Source organism: Roseinatronobacter monicus (assembly GCF_006716865.1).
Lineage (GTDB): Bacteria > Pseudomonadota > Alphaproteobacteria > Rhodobacterales > Rhodobacteraceae > Roseinatronobacter > Roseinatronobacter monicus.
Genome location: NZ_VFPT01000004.1, coordinates 173,607 through 190,620 on the forward strand (window position 1 = coordinate 173,607; position 17,014 = coordinate 190,620).

Genomic DNA, 17,014 nt, shown 5'->3' on the forward strand with positions numbered 1-17,014 from the left:
GCGAGAATGCACCTTCGGGAATGGCGTCTGGGTCGCCAAAATCACAGGTTTCTAAGAATAACCGTTCAACGCGCATTTGACTGTATCCGGATCGGACTTGATTGGGCGGGGTCGATATCAAATGCAATCACCCTGCGGTCTGCAAAGGCAACCATCACCCGCTTCCCGCTCGGGTCGACATGGATCTCAGAAATGCCGGCGTCAGAATGCACTGCATCGCTCAGATACACCCTGCGTGAGAGCGACCAGTACTCCACGCGATTGCTGCCTGTACCGAGTATCACCAAATCATGCTTCACAGAGATCGCATGTGCAACGACGCCATGTCCCGGGGCGCTTCTGGGGAGGAACTGTGCTGGGGCAAGGCGGTCAGGCAAGGTCCAGATGCCAAGACCATTGGTTCCCAATCGCATAGCAAAGCCCCCGTGCGCACCCAGGAACTGTGGATCATGTCCGCGAAGTCTCGTTGCGACCGCCAGCCGTAGAGCTTCGCCTGTTGCTGTATCGATGAGCAGCGGTGCGCCCCGCGCAGGTAGCGCAAGAGCTTGGCTGCCATCAGGAGAAAAAAGCACCTCGCGCGCAGCAAAGGGGAAGGCGGCAACTTGCTGCGCCCCCGAAGTGCAGCAGCGCCGCAGATGCACTGTGCCATCCTTGGCAGCGGCAAGAACAAACCGACCCGTCGGGTCAATTTCGAGATCAAGAATTGGTCCGTTTGTTGCGAACAGCAAACCAAAGCCCGAGCCACCCCGCCAAACACGAACCTCGCCTGTATTGGTGCCAAAAATCACCTGGCCGGGTCTTGAACCACGCGCAATCAGGCGAGGCTGCTCATCTGTCAAGCGCGTCATGTCAACGCGATCGCCCGATCTCAGGTCCCATATTTCCAGCCGCCCCCCTTCGACAGCGGTAGCAATACGGTGCGTTCCCGATAATGCTTGAACGTCAAAGGTACGAATCTGCGAAAACGTACTCTGCTGCGGGCGTAATACTACCTGTTGGCTGGTGTTTTCTGTGTTCCACGCCATCAGCGTGCCTGCATTGGTCACGCCAACGAGGGTGTGTCCTCGCGGACCTGCGGCAATGACCCGGTCAAGCCGTGTTGCAATCGCTTCAAGCGGAAGGGTTGCTTGCGTGCTGGGAAAAAGACCGCCAGCACCATCGCGTGCAATTGCGTAGCCCATCTCTCCGCCTGGGACAAAGCCAACCCCCGCAAATGCCGTATCGCTAGAAGAAACGAGTTCGGCAAAGCGCAGCGCCCGCCGAATCTCGGTCTGCTCGCCTTGTTCAAGGCGCTGGCGTTGGCTTCGGTTCAAGGGATCTTGACGTTCGCGCAGTGCCGCGATCTCTACTGCAGTGGCCTCGCGCACGTAACTGTGGCGCTCTTGCGGAATGTCTCGTCCGCACCCCGCCGCAGCGATTGCGATCCCGGCAAGTACAGGCACGAATATGCAATGTCTGATCACGACCCATCCTCCGGACTGCGCAGATAGGCGGGCAATGAAAAACTGCTCAGCGGGCTGTTGAAGAACGGGTTTACCTGCCCCTCGGAGCGAATACGGAATTGTGCCGATTGGCCATTCGCCGTGCTGAATGCGATATCGACCGAGTTATCCGCCAGCCCCGATTTTTGCGATGAATCGTAAAGCCGGAGCCAGGACCATGGCCCGTCATATTGTCGACTTGTCGATGCACCCGAACGCGTCAGAGGTGACAGGTCCATGCGGGAACTGGGTGTTCCGCTCAAGGCATTTGGCCAGACTATCCTCACAGGCCGCGCAGCGCCATGGGTCGAGATGACCAACTGTCCTTCGAAATTCAGTTGCGCGCGAGAGAGATTGGCGCTCATTCCAATAGGCTGCACAGAGAATTGAACAGATAGCTCGCCCGAATTGTCGAAGAAAGTTTGAGTGATATTGATCGCGCGGCGCAAATTCGCCGTGAAATCCGGATCCATGGGTAGAAATTGGCCATCGATTATGCGCGGAATACCGGTATTCTCATCGACAAAGGTCTTGAGCTCGGTCCGGAAAAAGCTCTCCAACTTGCCAGTTGGACCAAAGAAATCTTCGAAATCCTGCAAAGGCAGGTCGTCGGGGCTGTCGCGGTCGAACGGATACCGGCCGGCAATAAGGCGCTGAAATTCGCCATAAATTTCTTCATTCCATTTGCGGTTCAGCTCTTGAGTAGCCGCCGCCATGATTACCTCCCAGCTTTCGCGCGCCACATCGCGCAGATGGGTGTTGAACGGGGCCGGGGTGCGCTCGGCCAGACGTTGCACCACAAAGATCGGGTCTGCGCCGCGCAAATTCGCCCGCTCGATCGCAAGTTCCAGTGCCTTGGCATTGGGGCGCGTCGCGTCGCGAACTGATTTTATGTATTCATAAAGATCTGTCAGCGCGGCTTCGATCTGGCCTATATCGGTTTGTGTTGTGCCTTCCTCACCCAACAAAAGCCGGTGAATTGCGCGGAAGTCCTCGTTGATGCGCAGGCCGGCACGGCGATCACTGTCAAAGGATAGTTGAGTAGCTCCGCCTGTTGTTATGTCGGGCTCTACTGTTTCGGGTGGGTAGATGACGGTATTGTCGGCCACCAGCGCAGCTATGCGGCGGATGGGGCTGTCTACCCCCGAAAGCCCACGCAGAACTTCGCCCGCTTCGCGCAGATCGGAAAAAGGACGAATTTGCATGCTGTTCAGAGCCTGTCGCCAAGCACGAATATAATCTTCGACATACAGCTCACGTAAATTCTCGGTGATCTGGTCAAGGTCGGCGTCAGAGAAGCTTGCAGTGTCGCCCACACCAAGCACCCAGAGATCGTCCAGCGCCACTTGCGCGATGGCCCTGGCCTGAGGAACAAAAAAACCATGATACTGCTCGCGTGTAAAAAAGCGCGGTATCTCGAAGGGATCGGTGGGAACGATCCTTTCCGCAATGCGACCGCATTCATCTCGCTGTTCATCATTGGCTGGCCCAGTGGTCAGAACCTCGCGCTCTGGGCTAAGCGCAGGATCGGCGCGATAGACAATATCAAAAGTCGCTCCAACCGCCGAACGGAATTCCACAGCATTGGGCAACTGGCTTTCGGCCAAGGCGCGAACTGAGGAATAAAAGCGCCGATAGGGCGTCATCATGCCCAGATCGACCTGCGCTGCACGCACAAGCTCTTGATTAATCTCATAGTTTTGCGGTTCGATCTGGAGTGCATAGACCAGATGCGAGTTCAGCCGTTCCTGCATTTCAGCGTTTTGCGGATAGTTGTCACGCCAGCGATTGCGGAAGTAACTTTGGATCGTATCAAGATTTCGTCGATCTGGTGACTCCAGCATCCGCAAGACCCGCAGAATCTCGAGCTGGGCATCCGAGCCACGCGGACAAATATCGCGCAGATCGAATGCAAGCGATGTGGTCAGCTGGACCATAAAGCGCTGATGCAGCAGCTGACGATAACTTTCATCCGCGAGCGGTCCCAGTTCAAGACCCTTGTAAAGTGTCAGGATCGCCTCAGGGCGACTGATGTCGCGATATTCGCCAAAGGCGTTGGTGGCATCGCGGATCGTATTCAGCATTTCCAGTTCAAGTGGCCCACCTGATTTCATTTTCTGGCTTGAATACTCCTCCACCTGCTCAAGCAGGACCGATGCGCGAGCAAGGTTTTCTCCATATTTTCCGAACCAGAACAATGAAACCGTACCAACCCCAGCGACACAAGCCGCGCCGAGAACCATGGCAAACCGTGCGAAACTCCGATCCTCGCGTCGTGAGGTACCTGCCAACCCGCCTTCTGGCATGATAGCTCTGGGCAAAACCTGGGCGGCGAAATAGGGCTGCGGCGCCCCTTGTGGAACTGAATAGAGCGGGCTGGGCAAGGCATAGCGCGCACCAACCGCCTGCAAGAAGATATTGCGGGGAGCGTTTTCCTGAATGGGAGCTGCGAAATAGATGCCGCGAAACAGTGGTGTGGTTGAAAAGCGATCCGGGTCAAGCGCTGTTGCCAATAAGCTCCGCAACGGATTCCGCAAGCCAACGAAAGTACGCGCAAAAGCAAAAGCTTCTTGCCGGCTGAGCACGCCCTTGAGGTTTTTCATCCGCAGCGCCAAACGCGCCTGCATCCGCTCCAGAAAATCGACATATGCCTCGTCGAAAACCTCAAGCCAAGGCTTGCTGAAATTGGCGTCGAAGTGAAAACCCAACAGCTCATCGCGTTCAGCAGCGGTTGCATCCTCGAAAAAATCCAGAAAACCGGCCACAAGATCAAGCTTGGTAAATACAACATGCACAGTAATCTGGGTATCGATCGTGCGGACAATCTCATCGGTGATTCGGCGGATGGACGTCGCATAGGCGTCGCGCGCCGTCGTATCCATTTCGCAAAACTCCGCCAGATCGATTACCAGAATGACCCCGTTCAGCGGCCGGCGCGGACGTACGCGCTGAAGCTCCTTCAGGAAGCGCGCCCAGACATGGCGCTCTATTGGGCTACGCGTCTCAGGGGCCACGAAGGCACTCCCTGACAATTGCAGCAGTACTGCTTCAGAGCCTGCCACGTGCCACTCAAGCATCGTCCCTGAACCGCTGCCGCGCAAATCGGCTGTGGCGGCGGCAAGCTCATGATCAATCGGGCGACGCATTTCGGATGCTGTGATCATTGTGCTCTTGCCACTACCGGGCGCGCCCATGACTAGATACCAGGGCAGGCCATTGATCGGATCGCCTGCTCCCTCCCATCGTCCTGCCATCACTGATGTCGCGCGCTCAAAGACCTGGCGCATGGCCCGAGTTTCGAGCTGCTCAGGTGTCAATGGGCGCGCCTCCCGCTCACTGCGCTCGGCCTTGTACTCACGCCAGAGGCTGATAAACCAGACCACAAGCAGCATCACGCCAAGAGTGGTCAGAAACAGTGCCAGCCAACCGCGCAGCACCTCATTTCCGAATGGGGTGATACCAAATACAGTCATCCGCGCGCCAAAAAGCCAAATTAACGCCGCAAGACATAAGGACAAAACCACTGCAAGGGGCAGAGGCCGTAGGAATTTGCGCAAAACTTTCACTGCGCGCATGACAATACTTCTCATTTCAGAACCCCGACCAGAAACAGATACGCGCCTGATAGACCAGCGCGGGACGCAATTGGGACAAATCGAAAAATGCGGATTGCCCCATTTCGGCAGGGGCAATCTGGACACGCGCCGCACCAGCAATGCTGCGGATCAGATGAATTGCCTCAAGCCCACGCGCCGATTGCAGAACATGCCCGTTGCGGATAATGCGCATGACAGCCGTTTTTGGCGGCGCATCACCTGCTTGCAAGGAAATATTCGCTTGTCGGCCCTCAATCTGGTGGGGCCAATGCAGTTCCATTTCGGTAATGCCGCTGCGACAGGCGACCAAGAGAACCGCAGCAGTCCCAAGCGATGCATCGGCAGCAATCGAAGTGACAAGATCGGCGGTTTTTTGCAATTCGAGCAAGGCACCTTCGTCGCCCATCAGATCGTCGATGTGCTGAGCATTCAAAGGTGATCCGGTTAGCCGGTCTAATAATGTCAGCCCGACATCCCCCGCCAGCATCAGGCTTCCTGCTAGATATTCCTGCGCTTCGAGCATGGGATCAAACGCCGGTGAAACCACGTCATGCTCTGCAAAAGCTGTGACACCCCCCAAATCACCGGGCTCAGGGTGTCGACCCAACGCCTTGTCGTAGCAAGCCAGTCGCGCCAGTCGGCTGGTAATCTCGAAACAGGCGCGCGCCGATTTCATCGGCTCGTCTGCCAACGCTACAGCGCTAGCAAAGACGCCTCCCAACCCCAGCCAAAGGCAAATGGGAATCAAAGTGCGTATCTGAGACATTTTTCCGCCAGTGTTCTTTTTGGAAGGTGAAGGATTTCGGCGGCCTTGCGACGGTCGCCGCCCGTGCGAATAAGTGCACGGCGAATAATATCTTGTTCAAAGCGTTGCACAGCCATGCGCAGGCCTTCGGTCGCGCTCGGCAAGCTTGTATCCTCGGTCGTGGGGCGCAGATTATAAGCCAAGCGCAATTCGGTATCACCAAGTGCCATATCACTCTTGCCTGCGCGGGATGCTGCCTCAGCCAGAAGCGTCTCCAACTGGCGCAGATTGCCCGGAAAGCTGGCCGTTGCCAGAAATGCCAGCCCTTCCGGAGAGATCGAGAATGGCCCATCATCCTGCTCAGCCAACAGTTCAGACGTAATCTCGGCAATATCGCCCGCGCGTTCAGACAGGCGCGGAACGCTTACCAGAGTTCGCCGCAGCACATAGGCCAGAGTCGGCATAAAACGCTCAGCTTCGACCGCATCAAACAGGGCTGGACTTGCAGCAAAAACCAGACGCGCCTCCGACGGCATATCACGCTCACTCCCTTGTGGGCGGAACATGTTTGTTTCAACCAGTCGCGCCAGAAATACCTGAGCGTCGGTATCGGCTTCGTGCAACCGGTCCAGATAAAGTGTGCCCTGGGTTGCCTGACGCAGAAGTCCGCGCCTTGCACCCTCAATCCCTGGAACAGCGCCACGCTTGTAGCCGCACAATTCGCGCACCAACTGATACCCCGCCATTGTCGCGCAATCCACATGGATGAAATTACCAATCCTATTGCGCGACAGGCGATGTAAAAGCCGCGCGGCACGTTCTTTTCCGGCACCATCTGCTCCGACAAGAAGAAGTGGCGTGCCTTGCCCGACAGCCTGCATCAGCTTGTTTCGAAGCACACGCGTCGGGGTCGATGTGCCGGGGAAAACTTGCTGGATTGTCCGGTCATGGGCTTGCCGGTTGATCTGGCCATCTGCGCGCAGGATCGCGAGTCGTCGCTGGGCCTCGGTCAAATCGCGGGCTTGCCGCTGCGACGCGTGCCCGCGTCCCAGACTGTCGGCCAATGTCTGACACAGCAGCCTCAGATATGCGGGCAACGCACCAGCAGGGCCGGGCAGGGCCAGCAACGCGAGCCCGATCAATCGCGCATCCTCGGCTCCGCGCAAAGGCTGGATAATCAGCGACTGCCCGCTCTGCGGCATTGGCACCAGCCCTGAAATGCGAGTCAGGTCATATCCGTGGGGGCATTCGGACATGACAATCGTCCGCCCGGTTTGCGCGGCTTGTGAAAGCGGACAGCTGCCAGCGTGGCCCGTGCCAATGTCCAGGCGCTGCGCAGGATGGACATAGTGACTGTCACCTTTTGCCTTCGCCGTTGCGAGTTCCACTGCTTGACCCGTCGCATCGGTCAGGAACAGTACCACGCGCGTTGCGCCAAACCCCTCAAGCAGCGCTGCACATGCTCGCGATAGCCGCGCATCCCACTGGCCTGCGCCCAGCATATGGCACAAAGCAATCACCAGCTCACGAGTGGGCGCGGCGGCAAGCATCACTCAAGCCACCTGTGCGGCGATATCAGAATGCACCCGTTCAGCTATTTGCGGCAGAAAAGTCACCTCAAATCCACCGTCACGGGCGGTTACTTCAATGCGCTCCAGCGGTTCCAGCTTTATAGTGCGTTCCAGCGCTTCTTCGGCGATCGGGGGTAGGATCCATCGCTCGATCACTTGATCCGTCATGCGTGCGCCGTTTTCGGCATGAGCGCAAAGACCTGCAATCTGATCTTCGGTTGCATTATCCCAGATCAGTTCTATCCCGCGCACTTCGGCCAGCCTTGCCGCTTGTGTAATCAACTTCAGTTTGATTATGGCACGTATCGTTTCGTGATCGAGCGGTTTGAAGCACAAGATACGCATGCGTGCCAACAATGCCGATTTGAAATGCCCCTCCAGGTGTGGGCGCAGCGCCTTTTCAAGCGCCTCCATCGATGCTCCGACGACCGTTTCACGGTTTTGCATCAGAGCTTCTGAGCCGAGATTTGAGGTCATGAAAAACACTGCATTCTTGCAATCGATTTCACGCCCCTCGCCATCATTGAGCACACCCTTGTCAAAGACCTGATAGAACAGGTTCATGATGTCAGGATGAGCCTTCTCGACTTCGTCGAGCAGAACAACTGAATACGGCATCTTGCGGATCGCCTCGGTCAGCACACCGCCCTCACCAAAGCCGACATATCCCGGAGGCGAGCCGATCAGGCGCGAAACGGTGTGTTTTTCTTGATATTCTGACATGTTGATGATTGTCAGAAACTGACGCCCGCCATAAAGCAGCCGCGCCACCTGTTCAGCCGTTTCCGTCTTGCCAACGCCCGAAGGCCCGACCAGCAGAAACACCCCGCGCGGAGTATTGGCGCGCACAATATCCAGCCTTGCGGCCTTGAGCCGGTCATGGATCACTGCAAGCGCGTCGTCCTGCCCGCGCACCACGGCGCGCAGTTCGTCACCCAATTGCAAAACCCGCGCGGCGTCATCATCTGACATGTTGGAGGCAGGCACCCCCGTCCAGTCCGACACAACCTGACCAATAGAGGCGGCGTTCACCTCGAAATTCACCAATGGCGGATCATTTCCCCGCAATTGCGCCAGCGCGCGGCTCAGGTCTCTTATCTCTGCGCGCAGGGTCTCGGGATCAGTGACGGCGGGGTCCATCGGCTGGCACGGCGCTGTCGCGGCGTTGCCAGTCGGTGCCTCGTCTTCATCAATGGCCAAATCTTCGGGCGCGGCATCCAGCGTGGTCACGGTGCGGCGCTTTTCCAAAATTTGAGCGACGATGGTCTTTTCTTCGGCCCACCGTGACTCTAAGGCCGCTGTTTCTTCGCGCAACCGCTCCAAGGATTCGATCCGGGCCGGGCCATCTTCTTCGGCACCTTCGGCCGCCACTCGACGATCGCGCGCGGCGCTTTCAGCCGCACGCTCTTCCATCGCGATCCTTTTGCGCAGCACATCCAGCCCAAGCGGCGTCGCCGCAAGGGTTGCCGCGACGCGTACACATGCCGTGTCAAGAACATCAAATGCCTTGTCGGGCAATTGCCGACCCGTCAGATACCGCGCCGAAAGCTCAGCCGCCGCGCGCAGAGCCGCATCCGAAATATAGACACCATGCAATTGCTCATAGGCGGGGCGAAGCCCTTGCAAGATCGTCACAGCTTGGGTGACGGATGGCTCGTCAAGTTTGATAACTTGAAATCGCCGTGCCAAGGCAGCATCCTTCTCGAAGTATTTTTTGTATTCCGACCATGTCGTTGCCGCAATGGCGCGTAGTTCACCTCGGGCCAGTGCAGGTTTGAGCAAATTGGCAGCATCAGATCCACCTGCCTGTCCCCCACCCCCGATAAGCGTGTGCGCTTCGTCGATAAACAGGACTATCTTTTCCGCGCTGCCCAGCACCTCGTCGAGAACCGCTTTGAGCCGTCGTTCGAATTCTCCCTTGACCGAGGCGCCTGCCTGAAGCGCGCCGAGGTCTAGCTCCCATAATGCCGCGCCCTTCAACGGTTCAGGCACATCATCTTCGATAATTTTCATCGCCAGCCCCTCGGCGACAGCGGTCTTGCCGACGCCTGGATCGCCCACGAGAATGGGGTTATTCTTGCGACGGCGGCACAAAACATCTGTCATCAGCGAAATTTCAGCGTCGCGGCAGAAAACCGGGTCGATCTTGCCAATACGAGCCTCGTCGGTGATATTGCGGCCGAATTTCTGCAAGGCGCTTTCTGATTGCAGGGCCGGGCCTTCTGCTTTTCTTGCCGTTTCTCGCGGAGACTTCCCCTCAACCGATCCGCGCGCCAGTTCAGCAAAGCCCGTAGTCATAGCGGCAGGATCTATCGCCTCGAACTCTGCAAAAATGTAGAAATGGCAATATCGATCTGCATTGCGAGCGCAGGCTATCAGAACTGCGCCTGTACGAATGTCATCTTCGCCAAGATCAGCGGTTGTAAGCAGCAAGGCATCTTGCAAAAGTTCCAACAGCATGGGCGAGAATTGCGGCAATTCCCGTGCACCGCGGCGCATTGTTTCAAGTGATTGGCGCAATTTCGTCGCCCAGACAGACGGGTCGCGTTTGAGATTGCTCAGCATCCGCGACACATCATTGGACGGTTGATCAAGCAATGCCAGCAGATAATGGCTGACTGTTACCTCATAGCCTGAAGCTTCGATGCACAGTTCGGACGCGCGCTGCAAGGCCTGACGAGTATGCGGGTTGAGCCGTTCGATGATACGTTCTTTGGAAATTCTCAGCATCAGTTATCTCCCCCATTGGTCGTAGCCAGCGTTTGTTTCAGAACCTCGCGGATGCGATCCACCTCACGCTCAAGCGGAATGTCAAACGCCTGATGAATAATAATCAACGCGAACAGAGCAATCACGAGATAAGCCCAGAAAGGCATCCGCCACGACAGAAGATGGGCAACCGATGCGATCCGAGGCTCGGGTTCGGTCAGCCGCTTGGGTGGTTCGCCACGGTGCTTTTCGATGTGCTTGTAGATCGTCTCAAGCAACTGATCCAGCCGGGCTTGCCCGTTGTGCTGTACGTGATACTTACCTTCGAACCCTAAAGAGATCGCGTAATAAATCAGTTCCATCAGGTCGAAAAAGCGGTGGCTTTCGGCCATCACTCTTTCCAAAATAGCAAAGACCTTTTCGCCGCCCCAGGTCTCGTTGTGATAAACTGACAAAAGCGGACGCTCCGACCACATGCTATCCGCCCCCCAATGGGTCGACAGTACGGCTTCATCGACAACAGCACAGAGGATGTAGCGTGCGGCAATCATTGTTGCAGAATCATAACCGGCACCTTCAATCATGCGCTCAAAGCTCTGGATTTCGATAACCACCTGGCCATGCAAAGCCTCTACGGAACCGCAGCGGCGCATGCCTCGTAGGCGGATCGACGCACCGAGCATGGGCATCGCTGCTTCCAAAAGCTTATTGGTGCCATTGGTTGAAATCTCGAAATCGTTGCCGCGTTCCTTGGCGACTTTGCCGCCGGGACGCAGATCGGGAAGTAATTCGGGATGATTTGGCTGATCCCCCAACAAGCGCATATCGTCCGCTTTGTCAGCGTCGGTGGCGGTAGGTTGCGGCCAGCCCGGGAACACTTTGCTTTCCATGGGTCGTTTCCTTTATGGTTTGATGGCCCAGAATTGCATTTCCAGCCCGGGAAAATCTCCCGCGACATGAAAGGCAAAGCCTTCGGCACGTTCCATCTGACGCCATTCAGGGGTATTGCGATCCACTGCGAAATAAGAATAGCCCGCATGATAGGGCAGCTGGCGTGGTGCTACAGGCAAAAGCCGCAGCGGCAGGCCAGGCAATTGTTTCGCCACAAGCTCGCGGATGCGTCCAATGGATGCGACCTTGGACTGTGCAGTAAAATCGCGTTGCAGGCGCTCTTGCGGCACGGCGGCGCGCACAGCCAGCACGAAATCACATTCCTTTATAAGGTCTGGGACAGCAATCGGAGCCAAGAAATAGCCATGCTTCTTTGGCTCCAACTTGATGAAGTCTGCGCTGGTTTCGAGAGAGCGAGTAATGAGACGCCGCAAGAGATCCAGCACAGCCGGCCAACATTGATCAGGGCGATCGTGATTATAGGCGGGTAGTTCCGGGCAAAGCCGCTCTTCAGTCATGAAGGTCGCCAAATCGCCAACCATCCCGATCAATGCTTCGAACACCGCGCGCGGATGCAATGCTGAATGACGCGCAAAATGGCGCAATTGCGGTGTCAGCCGGTTGAGCAATTGCAGCAGCATGAAATCCGTGACCGACGAAATTCCCGATTGATCGGGCTTGCCAACACGGCGCGCGATTACCTTGGCGCGATTTTCCACCCCGCTAGCAAGTTCGTAAAGCTGCTTGAACAATTTCGGGGCTGCGGCCAGATGCAACATCGTGGGCACAAAATGCTCTTCAATCTTCAATGCCCCATCATCGCCCTTCTCGATGATTCGTCCCACGGACAGCTTGACATAGCCCGATAGATCCTTGGATTCGAGCGCGAGCACAGGACGCAGGCGCGCCACCTTCAGTGCAGCGAGCTCACCCGCCTGCACTGAATTGTCGCGCGCCATATGTTCGAGCATCTCATAGCGTGCGGTCGTGGCAGCCTCGCCACCGCCATCCTGCACCTCGACGCCACCATCCGAACTCAGGGGGACACAGAGATAGATCAACTGATTGGCGATGAAGCCTTCGGATACATCCAGTATGGGTGGCGGTATATCCTCGGACGGGAAATCAAACACTGTGCCATCGGGCATGATGCCAGAGGCCTGGCGAAGCTCGACCTTCCCCAGAGCGCAAAGATCTTCATTCAGCACGACACTTGTGAAGCCATAGAAATGCGGCTCGGCTCCCAACGCTGTGCGATTGACAAGCTGCTCGAAATAGCGAGTTTGTTGCTGGAAATGATGCGGTTTGACGAAAAGGCCATTCGACCAGACAATCTTGTTGCGCGCGCTCATGCTCATCAATCCTCTGTTAACAGCCGAATTTCTTCTTCCAAAAGCAATAGAAGCAGACGGTCATCTGCTCCAACCGCCTGAACATCTATCGAATCCCGCCAGACGACCGTATCAATATCAATATACTCTGCGACCACGCCAATATGCCGCGTACGAGCCGGCAGCTCATATGGCCCGAGAATCTTGTAGCTGTCGGGCGCCAGCATGTTTTCGTCAAGCTCGTCAAGAAGTGTCACACCAAGGGCGCCGGCGGCATCAGCGGCGATGGAAAAAAAATCCAACCCGAAAAGACGGTGATCCGAAGACAAGGCAAACACCCGCACGATGACGGGAGAGGGCGCTTCGTCAAACCCCTTGTTGACCTCGGCGGCCGCGTATGCATGCAGCGCAATCTTGCTGGGCTGTTTGGACGGTGGTCCAACGGGCGTGCCTGGATCCAGGATGATCTTCGCTATCTTTGGCACGGCCTCTTGTGCGCCGCAGGACGCGAGCAACATGCACAGGACAACACTTTGAAAGAAACGGATCATTCTTCGAACCCCGTAGGGCTCGAGGTAACTCCATCATCTTCTTTCAGGGCGAGTTGACGCATTCGAGACTGATATTCATAGCTAAATACCTCCCAAAACAGCAGTTGCAGTCCACGTTGGCGCTGCGAAGATAGTTCTTCCGTATAGGCTTTGAACATATTCCAGCACCAAGCATCGCGCTCGGGGCCAGGGCGCGGGCCGGCGTCGCGCGTGTAAGCGGCGAAACGCCGCTCCAATGCTTTGGGCTGCAATGCGGCGAAAAGCGCAGAAAGTGCCTCGTCCACAGCGGCTTCGGTCGCGTCCTGATGTTGCGACAGATGCGTGAGGCTTTCGGAAATCGCTGCAGGGGCCGACAAGTGCACAGCGCCTCGCCGGATGAAAAGGCTTTCCATCGCCTCCTGGCTGCTGCGCGAGAAGCGCAGGGGATTATCCTCGATGGCATGCAGATGCATTGTGGTCAGCGGAAAGCGCACGGAATTTCCGGGTTGATGGCGCGCATAAATCCGCGTCAGTCCCTCGACAGCGGCGCGTAGCGAGGCCCCGATTTCCGCAAGCATCTCGGTGCTTTCGAGCGCATCAACTTCAGCTACTGACAGGCCGAGAGCGCGTGAGAGCGGGCGCAGAGCAATATGATCGACAGGCAGGTCATCATGGTCGAATGCATTCATGCTTGCGGCTTCGGCGTCTGGAGCTACTTCAAATCCGTAGCTGTCTTTCGAAATCCGGGGAAGGGTCACGGCGGAATTTACCTCGCTTCGACTATCTGATTGCTGGGTAGAAGGGCTGACAGAGCGCTTATGATGTAGCTTCTGATCCGCATAAGAAGCCAATTCATCGAGTACAGCGAGTGGATCAGTCTGCTGATTTTTGCGGTGCTCTGGCGTCATCGTTTTGTCCAGCGAGTGGAGAGGGTCTGCGGCTGGCGCTGGCGCAGAATCCAACCCCTCGCTTGCCGTCTGACTGACCCCGTCCACAACGAGCGTGTCCCGGGTTTCACTTTCTTCTGAAACAAGGCTTTCCAGCTCGGGCGTGTCCTCGATGGCAGTCACGGTTGCGAGGCGGATCGTGACCTGAAGGCCGCCCAGGTTCATCTTGTCATTGTCGCGCAGGATGACAGGACGATTGACCTCTATCGGCGCACGCGCACCATTGATCCGCACGAGCTCTGGTTCAAGAGCCTCCAGCGTGAATTGATCATCCACAACATTGATCGTCACCACGCGTAGTGGCAGCGACCCATCCGAATCCTGAATTGACCAATCCGCCGCAGGGTCGGACCCGATAGTACCGCCGCCTTGGCTCAGAGTGGCTTCAAGTTTGCGCCCGGGCGCTACAGCGGTCACATTCTCGACCCGAAGTCTGATCCTCATGTTCTGTCCCTCATGTTCTGGCCGAAAGCACGATCGGGGTTCGACCCTGCTGACCGGAGCTCCCCAAAAACGTCGTCCACCCCAATCGACCACGGTCAATGTGACCCAGTTCGAATTCGGGCGTTTCCCGCTCGGATAAATGCATTTCAATGTCGTAGGCCATCTGGTCCTTGAGCAAAAAATCCACCAATTCACGCAGACGTTCGAAATCGTTTCCCGATGGCAAGAAATCGCGGCAGCGCTTAAAATCCAGATCGCGCACCACGATGGTGAATTTGGCCGAGACATCTGCGATCCGATCACCGATGCTCATATCCTCGCCAAGCGTGCAGTTCATGATGCCGCCGCTGCAGAGCTGGCTTTCAGGGATCATGACGGTTCGCATCTCAAGCTCGCGTATCGAGACCGCTTTTAGACCGAAGGCATGGGCTATGACACCCGCAATCATAGGCGCCGAACGAGTGCGTGCAGCAATTACGCCCAAATACGTCAAAAGCCTTGACCATGGTACAGAACCACGCTGGCGCGCATCACTGCTTCCAATTCCGATTAGCGAGAACATCCATCCCGAGAACTGATCAGTCGCGTCAGGGGAATAGCGAATGTAGTATCGGTATTTCCGCCAAATCAAATAAAATAGCCAGATTAGCCTGTCTGAGAAGAAATCGTTGAAAGCCGTTTGCACACCTTCTTCTGTGCTGCTCCACGCGGCAGTTTCTAAAAAATGAGATGGCAGCGGAGAGGATGTGCCGTGAAGCCCCAGAAAGGTGACAAAGACATTATAGCAGGCGTCTTCGTCATCTTTATCTTCATCGCTCTCGCATATGACAGAGACGACATCCCCGGCAGGAAACCCCAGATGCGGCGCAACCCGAAATCTGAGCCCTTTGGGCGCTTGTTTTTCGAGCGCGCGCTCCTCAACATCGTGACCAAGATCACGTAGCAAAATTTCGACCACTCGAAAAAAGGCGTATGAATGCCCGTCTTGGAGGAGGCTCTCAACTAGAGCAGTGGTTGGTTGCCGATGCGGGGTTGCCATCGATATACCTCCCCTCTTTCAACGCCTTGAACAAGTAGCTCGTGAAATGAGTTCACAGTGGCGTAAAGTGCGAAAAACTCGGCAAGCACTGACGCGAACAGAAACATCTCGCCTTCGCTTTCGAAGTGGCTTTCGCGCATGCCTATATGGGTGCGCATGCCCCGCACAGGCAAACCCTTGAAGAGCCGGTCCACTCGCTCCGAAGCGATGGTTTCAATGCCCTCCAACCGTAGCTTGGCGCCACGTTCGCGCTGCATATTGGTACGCGCGGGGAAGTCAAAAGCCATTAGAATGTTGCGTAATGCGGGCGCGTCCTGCAGCGACAGGTAGTTGAGCGACAGCGCAGAAATCAGCTGCCATTGCAACGACCCATCCACCAGCGGGTAGCAAGGTGGCGAAGGACGGGTCAGATTGCGTGGTGTCACGAAAGAGGGCAGGTTGCGCATCGGCCGGTTCAGATCACCGATGCCTAGATGGGTTGGCGCAACTCCGTTGGTACATTCCAGCGACACTGAAATGGTCTCATCTGTTCGGTTTTCCAGCGCCTCATCCTCACGTATGAAGCTGAGCGTTCGGGTCAGGTCCGCGCCTGCAAAACCCTGCGAAACCTTTTCACGGAAATAGACGGCGTGGCGGTCATCGGCGCGTTCCATCTCATGCGAAAAGCTTTCGAATCGCGCATAAGTCCGTGAAATGCCGTTTGATCGTCCATCGGGTGCGGGTAACCAGCCATTTACTTCTTCGATCTCAAATATCTCGAGTTCCGAACCTTCGATGCGCGCCGGCAAAAGCGCATATTCAGTACGTCTTCCATCCAGTCGGATCGGTTCTGAACTGTGCTTGAAAAGATTAATCGCTGGGGTACAATTCAATTGAAAACTCGACGCCTCTATCCGAACATCCGGAGGCAGGGGGCGTTCGAATTCAAAAACAAAGGTCAGCTCCTTTGTCCGCGCGGGAAGAAAGCGTAGACTGGGAACATCAATGTCGAAAAAGGAAAATTTCTCGGGTATCGTGTAGAATTCCTGAAGCAATCGATAGCCCATGAACGCGTTGTCAGGATAAGGTAGAACGGCATCATCGCGGTCAATTCCGACCGGGCGAATTGCTTCAGCATCAAGACCTAACATGAAGCCCTCTGTGCCCATTGTTGCTTTGCGCATATAGCGGTGCATCCATAGGTTCAGCGTCTGCGCTGAATATGAGGCACCACCTAGAAAGAGTCGCAGCACGCGCAGGTTCAGATCCGTCACCGGCTGTTCGTCCAGCGTCCGCAGCCGAAGCGTGACCACAGAAGCCGCCCTTGAAACATCATGGCGCACCATCTCAACGGCCATTGGCACAATCTCTGCGCGGCAAGCTGTTCGAAAGCGACAAACGGTTCCATCAACTGGAATACTATGCACCTCTGCGCCGGCAGGGACCGTCTGGACTTCGGAAATTGCACCTGGGATCGGATCAAGCTGCATTATGCACATCGAAGGCACCGGCCGAAGGAAATTCGGCCAGAGCAGCATTAGCAGCGATTGTGTTACCTCTGGCAGTTGATCGTCGATCTTCTCACGCAGTCGTGCCGTCAGAAAGGCAAAGCCTTCCATCATCCGCTCCACATCCGGGTCGGTGGCCCGCGACGACAGATACTTGGTCAGCCCAGGGAAGCGCTGCGCGAAAGCATCGCCTGAACGACGCAGATGATCGAGTTCGTCTTGAAAATAGCGCGATAGGCTCAA

General features: G+C 56.3%; 11 protein-coding genes. All 11 read right to left on the reverse strand.

What is annotated here, in order from left to right; translation table 11 throughout:
• Window positions 1-65 precede the first annotated feature (65 nt).
• Window positions 66-1,463: a WD40 repeat domain-containing protein gene (locus tag BD293_RS20705; RefSeq protein ID WP_142085568.1), complete on the reverse strand. Its 1,398-nt coding sequence runs from the start codon at window positions 1,461-1,463 to the stop codon at window positions 66-68.
• Window positions 1,460-5,071, reverse strand: a complete 3,612-nt coding sequence (gene tssM, locus BD293_RS20710) for a type VI secretion system membrane subunit TssM (RefSeq protein ID WP_142085570.1) — start codon at window positions 5,069-5,071, stop codon at window positions 1,460-1,462. The genes BD293_RS20705 and tssM overlap by 4 nt, the downstream gene beginning before the upstream one ends.
• 1 nt (window position 5,072) lies before the next feature.
• Complete coding sequence (locus BD293_RS20715) at window positions 5,073-5,753, reverse strand: type VI secretion system-associated protein TagO (RefSeq protein WP_170207270.1); 681 nt, start codon at window positions 5,751-5,753, stop codon at window positions 5,073-5,075.
• A gap of 68 nt (window positions 5,754-5,821) precedes the next feature.
• Window positions 5,822-7,372: a sigma-54-dependent transcriptional regulator gene (locus BD293_RS20720; protein WP_246086431.1), complete on the reverse strand. Its 1,551-nt coding sequence runs from the start codon at window positions 7,370-7,372 to the stop codon at window positions 5,822-5,824.
• Between the two features lie 3 nt (window positions 7,373-7,375).
• Window positions 7,376-10,123 carry a type VI secretion system ATPase TssH gene (gene tssH / locus BD293_RS20725; RefSeq protein WP_142085576.1) on the reverse strand — a complete coding sequence of 916 codons (2,748 nt, stop codon included), beginning with the start codon at window positions 10,121-10,123 and terminating at the stop codon, window positions 7,376-7,378.
• The gene (icmH, locus tag BD293_RS20730; protein ID WP_142085578.1) at window positions 10,123-10,992 is read right to left on the reverse strand and encodes a type IVB secretion system protein IcmH/DotU; all 870 of its coding nucleotides are present in this window, start codon (window positions 10,990-10,992) and stop codon (window positions 10,123-10,125) included. Before icmH ends, tssH begins: the two co-directional genes overlap by 1 nt.
• 12 nt (window positions 10,993-11,004) lie before the next feature.
• Window positions 11,005-12,345, reverse strand: a complete 1,341-nt coding sequence (gene tssK / locus BD293_RS20735) for a type VI secretion system baseplate subunit TssK (RefSeq protein ID WP_170207271.1) — start codon at window positions 12,343-12,345, stop codon at window positions 11,005-11,007.
• Window positions 12,346-12,350: 5 nt separating this feature from the next.
• Window positions 12,351-12,875, reverse strand: a complete 525-nt coding sequence (gene tssJ / locus BD293_RS20740) for a type VI secretion system lipoprotein TssJ (RefSeq protein ID WP_142085582.1) — start codon at window positions 12,873-12,875, stop codon at window positions 12,351-12,353.
• Window positions 12,872-14,245 carry a type VI secretion system-associated FHA domain protein TagH gene (gene tagH / locus BD293_RS20745; protein WP_142085584.1) on the reverse strand — a complete coding sequence of 458 codons (1,374 nt, stop codon included), beginning with the start codon at window positions 14,243-14,245 and terminating at the stop codon, window positions 12,872-12,874. Before tagH ends, tssJ begins: the two co-directional genes overlap by 4 nt.
• Before the next feature lie 10 nt (window positions 14,246-14,255).
• Window positions 14,256-15,284 carry a type VI secretion system baseplate subunit TssG gene (gene tssG, locus BD293_RS20750; protein WP_142085586.1) on the reverse strand — a complete coding sequence of 343 codons (1,029 nt, stop codon included), beginning with the start codon at window positions 15,282-15,284 and terminating at the stop codon, window positions 14,256-14,258.
• The gene (gene tssF, locus BD293_RS20755; RefSeq protein WP_170207272.1) at window positions 15,248-17,014 is read right to left on the reverse strand and encodes a type VI secretion system baseplate subunit TssF; all 1,767 of its coding nucleotides are present in this window, start codon (window positions 17,012-17,014) and stop codon (window positions 15,248-15,250) included. The genes tssG and tssF overlap by 37 nt, the downstream gene beginning before the upstream one ends.

Bases quoted from the DNA above. Each gene is read 5' to 3' on its own strand.
- tssK (WP_170207271.1), bottom strand. From the start codon at position 12,345: ATGAGCGCGCGCAACAAGATTGTCTGGTCGAATGGCCTTTTCGTCAAA.
- tssJ (WP_142085582.1), bottom strand. From the start codon at position 12,875: ATGATCCGTTTCTTTCAAAGTGTTGTCCTGTGCATGTTGCTCGCGTCC.
- tssG (WP_142085586.1), bottom strand. From the start codon at position 15,284: ATGGCAACCCCGCATCGGCAACCAACCACTGCTCTAGTTGAGAGCCTC.
- icmH (WP_142085578.1), bottom strand. From the start codon at position 10,992: ATGGAAAGCAAAGTGTTCCCGGGCTGGCCGCAACCTACCGCCACCGAC.
- BD293_RS20720 (WP_246086431.1), bottom strand. From the start codon at position 7,372: ATGCTTGCCGCCGCGCCCACTCGTGAGCTGGTGATTGCTTTGTGCCAT.
- tssM (WP_142085570.1), bottom strand. From the start codon at position 5,071: ATGAGAAGTATTGTCATGCGCGCAGTGAAAGTTTTGCGCAAATTCCTA.
- BD293_RS20715 (WP_170207270.1), bottom strand. From the start codon at position 5,753: ATGAAATCGGCGCGCGCCTGTTTCGAGATTACCAGCCGACTGGCGCGA.
- tssH (WP_142085576.1), bottom strand. From the start codon at position 10,123: ATGCTGAGAATTTCCAAAGAACGTATCATCGAACGGCTCAACCCGCAT.
- tagH (WP_142085584.1), bottom strand. From the start codon at position 14,245: ATGAGGATCAGACTTCGGGTCGAGAATGTGACCGCTGTAGCGCCCGGG.